Source organism: Polynucleobacter sp. 35-46-11 (assembly GCF_002281105.1).
The window spans coordinates 1-4,673 of record NZ_NCFJ01000176.1 but is presented as its reverse complement, the minus strand read 5'-3'; the positions used below and the strand labels follow the sequence as shown (position 1 = coordinate 4,673).

General features: G+C 44.3%; 6 protein-coding genes. 3 read left to right on the top strand and 3 right to left on the bottom strand.

Annotated features, from left to right (window positions below; translation table 11 throughout):
• The 3 genes from flhF to B7Y67_RS11175 form a co-directional block, all read left to right on the top strand.
• Positions 1-1,050, top strand: a 1,050-nt coding sequence (flhF, locus tag B7Y67_RS11185) for a flagellar biosynthesis protein FlhF (RefSeq protein ID WP_293598709.1), incomplete at its 5' end; no start/stop codon positions are given.
• Entirely contained in the window at positions 1,047-1,862 is an 816-nt protein-coding gene (locus B7Y67_RS11180) for a hypothetical protein (protein ID WP_293598708.1), read from the top strand. The genes flhF and B7Y67_RS11180, both read left to right, overlap by 4 nt.
• 39 nt (positions 1,863-1,901) lie before the next feature.
• Positions 1,902-2,591 carry a FliA/WhiG family RNA polymerase sigma factor gene (locus B7Y67_RS11175; RefSeq protein ID WP_215302749.1) on the top strand — a complete coding sequence of 230 codons (690 nt, stop codon included), beginning with the start codon at positions 1,902-1,904 and terminating at the stop codon, positions 2,589-2,591.
• A 30-nt stretch (positions 2,592-2,621) separates the two neighbouring features.
• Here B7Y67_RS11175 and B7Y67_RS11170 read toward each other — a convergent pair whose 3' ends face one another.
• The 3 genes from B7Y67_RS11170 to B7Y67_RS11160 form a co-directional block, all read right to left on the bottom strand.
• On the bottom strand, positions 2,622-3,305 hold the full coding sequence (locus tag B7Y67_RS11170; RefSeq protein ID WP_215302747.1) for a tetratricopeptide repeat protein: 684 nt from the start codon (positions 3,303-3,305) through the stop codon (positions 2,622-2,624).
• 126 nt (positions 3,306-3,431) lie between these two features.
• Positions 3,432-4,109 carry a tetratricopeptide repeat protein gene (locus B7Y67_RS11165; RefSeq protein ID WP_293598707.1) on the bottom strand — a complete coding sequence of 226 codons (678 nt, stop codon included), beginning with the start codon at positions 4,107-4,109 and terminating at the stop codon, positions 3,432-3,434.
• Positions 4,110-4,193: 84 nt separating this feature from the next.
• On the bottom strand, positions 4,194-4,673 hold a 480-nt coding region (locus tag B7Y67_RS11160; RefSeq protein WP_293598706.1), incomplete at its 5' end, for a hypothetical protein.

The window sequence follows — 4,673 nt, the reverse complement described above, 5'->3', positions numbered from 1 at the left end:
GCGCCTGCTGCGGCCGCTGCACCTGCAGTGCCTGCCGCTCCAGCAGTCTCCAATATATTTGAATCAGGCAGTTCACCTAAAGTAGAAAAGCTGCTTTCTGAAATCAGTGAAGTTAAATACTTACTGCAATCGCATGTTGCCGGTAATTTCTGGGGAAATATCCAACAGGAAAATACCCACGTTACCGAGATCGTGAAACACCTTCTCAATAGCGGATTCTCTCCCAAGCTATGCGCCGAGATTGCACGTAACTTGCCTCAGGACTTGAGTTTGCCAGCATTGCTAAAAAATGCCCGTGAACAAGTCAAATGCATGATCAAGACATCGCATGCCTTTGACATCTTTGATCGCGGCGGCGTCTTTGCCTTTATTGGACCTACCGGGGTAGGCAAAACAACCACTGTTGCCAAAATTGCTGCGCGTTGTGTATTGCGCTATGGCCGCAATCAAGTCGCCCTTCTCACAACCGATACCTATCGTATTGGCGCCCAAGAGCAACTCAAAACATTTGCAAAAATCCTGGGGCTTTCAGTCACTGCTGTGCGAGATAGCGAAGATTTAGCTGCAAAGATTAAGGACTTCTCTAATCGCAAGATTGTCCTGCTAGATACCGCCGGTGTGAGCCAACGCGATACGCTGATGGTTGAGCAATCTCAATTACTAGAGCATGGCTCCAACAAGGCACGTCGCATTTTAGTTATGAGCTCTACTACCGATCTGCGTACTCAAGAAGAAGTGATTAGCTTGCACAACCAGGCTATGCAAAATGCCAATGGTGAAAAACTGGATTCTGTCATCATCACCAAGATTGATGAGGCAGCCCATCTTGCACCAGTGATTGATAGTGTGATTCGTCATGATTTATCAGTCATGTTTGTCTCTAATGGTCAACGCGTTCCCGAAGATCTCAGTCAGCCCGATATTAATTATTTGAGTCACCGTGCGATGGCGATGCGTGCATTCTCAGAAACCTTCTCGATTACTGATGAACAGGTACCCGCTCTTCTTTCAGACCACCTGGGTGACTGGATTCGCAAAGTCAATCAATGAGTACAACAACTACAGGTAGCGTGGATCAAGCTGCGGGTTTACGCAATATCTTTGGCGCTGAGTTATCGAGGGTCATTTGTATTGCCAGTACGCTCGATCCAGACTCCACTATTCACTTGGGTCATGGCACAGCGCATAGTATTAAGCAGTTGGGTCACAGGGTACTTCTGATTGATGAGATTGCTTTATCAGATCGCAAAACAATGTCCGGGTTTTTATACCCAGTCCGCTATGACTTAGGACAAGTGTTTACTAGCTCCATCAATTTGGCAAGAAGCATTAAAGCCATTGAAGAGAATTTTTGGTATGCCACGAGCGTTAAATTGCGCCCAGAGATCGCCCATCGTTTTGCTAAATATCCTCAGCTGGATCAACGCTTAGTTAATCATGAAATTGATATCGACTACATCGTTTTTCCAACAATTGATCCTCAGGCAAATATCGTTGCCTACTACGGCAGTAATATCAAACGCATATTAGTAACCGCAAGCGATCAAGATTCCCTCAAAAAGGCCATGGTGATGATTCGTCAAATGGCAATTTTGCAAATTGATGAGCCGCTCTCCGTATTGATTGTGGGCGGTGAAGATGAAGCTGCTGGTTCTCAGGCCTTTGAAAAACTCCACAACGCATCCGTTTCTGCACTCGAGCAGCCCTTAGATTTCATTGGATGGATCAAAGCTTTGACTGCCGAACGCGTTGAGCTAGACCCTGATGATTTGACTTGGAATCCAGTCAGCAAAGGCGAGACGCATGAATTTGTGATGCCCATGGGATTCTTTAAGGCGATTTCCGCAAAGATTACGAGCTAAGTCGCATAAAATTAAGTATTCCCAATAAACGAGTTGTGATTGAAGCCATCCACTTATTCCCAGTCAATTGATATCAATCAAGCCATTGAAGAGCACTTACCGCTAGTCAAGCGGATTGCTCATCAAATTTGCTCAAGACTGCCGCCTAATGTGGAAGTGGACGACCTTATCCAAGAAGGTCTAACTGGTCTCCTAGATGCCCTAACCCGCTACGAGCCGCAGGCCAATTTAGCTTTTGAAGCTTATGCGAGAACTCGTATTCGTGGGGCTATCTATGACTCCTGCCGTAAAAATGACATTCTTCCACGTAATCAGCGGGATGAACTCGTAGGACTTGAAAAAGTCACCCGCAAGCTGGAGCAAAACTTAGGCCGCCACCCGTCCGAAAAAGAAATTGCCAGTAGCGCAGAAATCACCATTGAGGCCTACCATGCCATCATGGCCAATATGGTGCACTTGATGCCACTCGATGATTTATCAGATGATTTACTACCTTCTGATGCCGATGATTCAGACCCGATGAGAGCAGTTGCGATGAGTCAGTTGGCAGATCGCATAGCAACTATTCTTGAGGGATTACCTGAAAATGAAAAACTGGTATTTGCACTGCATTACCAGGAAGACTTGTCTTATCGAGAAATTGCCCAAGTGATGAACATCACCCCAGGCCGTATTAGCCAAATTCATACTCAGGGAATGATTCGGATTAGAGCCAAACTGAAAGTCTAATCACTAGCACCGTACGACTACTGCTCTCAGTTACAGAGACCTATATAGCGTGCGCATGTTCTGAATTTTTCCAAACTGCGCTTCCGCAGCATCAAATTCTTTATCGTAATTACCCTTGTTGGCATGCTGAAACATAATGAGCACTCGATGGGCTTGATCATGTTTTTGAAGGGTTGCCAGCACCAAGTAATAACAAGCCTTTTTATGATCTTGAGGAATGTATTCCCCTTTTTCATATAAACAGCCCAAGGTATAGGCAGACTGACGGCTCCCCTCTTCAGCGCCCTTGGCTAAATATGCAATACCCTTGCGAACATCCCTAGGCACACCTTGCTCTTCACCAAGACCTAAAGCATAGATATTTCCAAGATTACAGTAGGCATCATGCACCTCTTCCTTGATAGCCTTCTCGTAATACTCAATGGCAGTCTTATAGTCTTGCTTGATTTCTCCCATACCGCGCTCATGCATGAGACCCACATTGAAGTGGGCATAACCATTACCTAAACTGCTATTGGAATTTACCCAAGTAAATAGTTTATTAATTTGCTCTGGATCAAGATGACCATCAAAACACATCTTGGTTAGGGCAAACTGCGCTTCTTGATCTAAATCGATTGTCGCTAAGTCATAAAAAATCTCGAACGCAGCATCATACCTACCTTTTCTGAGATTTAAGGTGGCGATATCTAAACGAGAATTATCAAACTGCATAAAACACCAATCGATTAAGTGAAGGCTCTATTTTAGAACATGAAGCTTGATTTCAGTTTGAGCACAAAAAGAAAAAGCCTCAAAAGCTGTAGGCTTTTGAGGCTTGATTTATGTCTTAAATAATTCTTATAAGCACTTATAAAGCATGCGCAAATTCTGAATCTTGCCAAATGCTTCCTCGGCAGCAGACATCTCTGCATCGTAGTCTTCTTTATGGCTATGGACAAAAATATGAAGCACCCGCTTTGCCTGATCATGGCCTTGTAGCGCTGCCAGTGAGAGGTAATAAAACGCTTTTTTAAGATCCTGCGGAACAAATTCACCTTTGCCATAGAGTGAGCCCAAGGTATAAGCACACTGCCGACTACCCTCTTGAGCGCCCATGGCTAAAAACTTGATTCCACTATTTACATCTCGCGGCACTCCTTGATCCATACCCAAGCCTAGCGCAAGAATATTGCCTAAATTACAGTAGGCATCCTTAACTTCCTCTTTAATAGCCTTTTGATAGTACTCAACTGCCACCTTGTAATTCTGAGCAACTTTTCCAAGACCACGTTCGTGCATCAACCCCACATTAAATAGCGCATAGCCGTTGCCTAAACTGGTATGGCCATTTTGTAGTTCATAGAATTTTTCAATGTGTTCTGGAGAGAGATTTCCATCAAATACCATTTTGGTCATCAGGAAAACTGCATCATCATTTTGGTCATTTACTGCGCAGTCATACAAAATATCAAAGGCAACATCAAACTTGCCTTTCTGCATATTTAATTGACCTAGTTCAATTGCACCGTAACCCATAATCCCTAGCTCCTAGTAAGACATTTATTTTATTGAATGGCTCATTATCGATGAATTTTTATTGCCCTACATTAGGGCATAAAGTTAGCACCAGGAGGCTTCCTGATACCAGTAATTAATGCGCCTGTTTACCCTAGAGCTCTGAATGGCCGTCCTGGTGCTCACAAATTCATTTTCATTTAAGCGGGTTGGCTCATAAAGCTCACAACCCACTCGGACTCGTGACTCCTCCAGAAGGCTTGGTCTAATGCTCCGAATAATGAGATCGAACTTAGCGGTGCGAGCTTGCAATCTCTCCAAGGTGCAACCACTCCAAACTTTTCCGACCTCTAGTTCCGTAGCCCCAAGACGAATATCAAACTGAATACCCTTATCGGAAATATCCACAATATCGGCAATCATTTCCTTGCCAACACTGAAATAAATTAAGGCCTTAAATGCCCTATCAGGTGGGGCCGGAACCCTAAAATCTTCTCGACGCTGAATTAGAGCTACTTCCCTGGGAATGTCACATGCTAGCAATCCGCTATCTAAGGATCGCAGCCCCTGCATTGAAAATTGCAA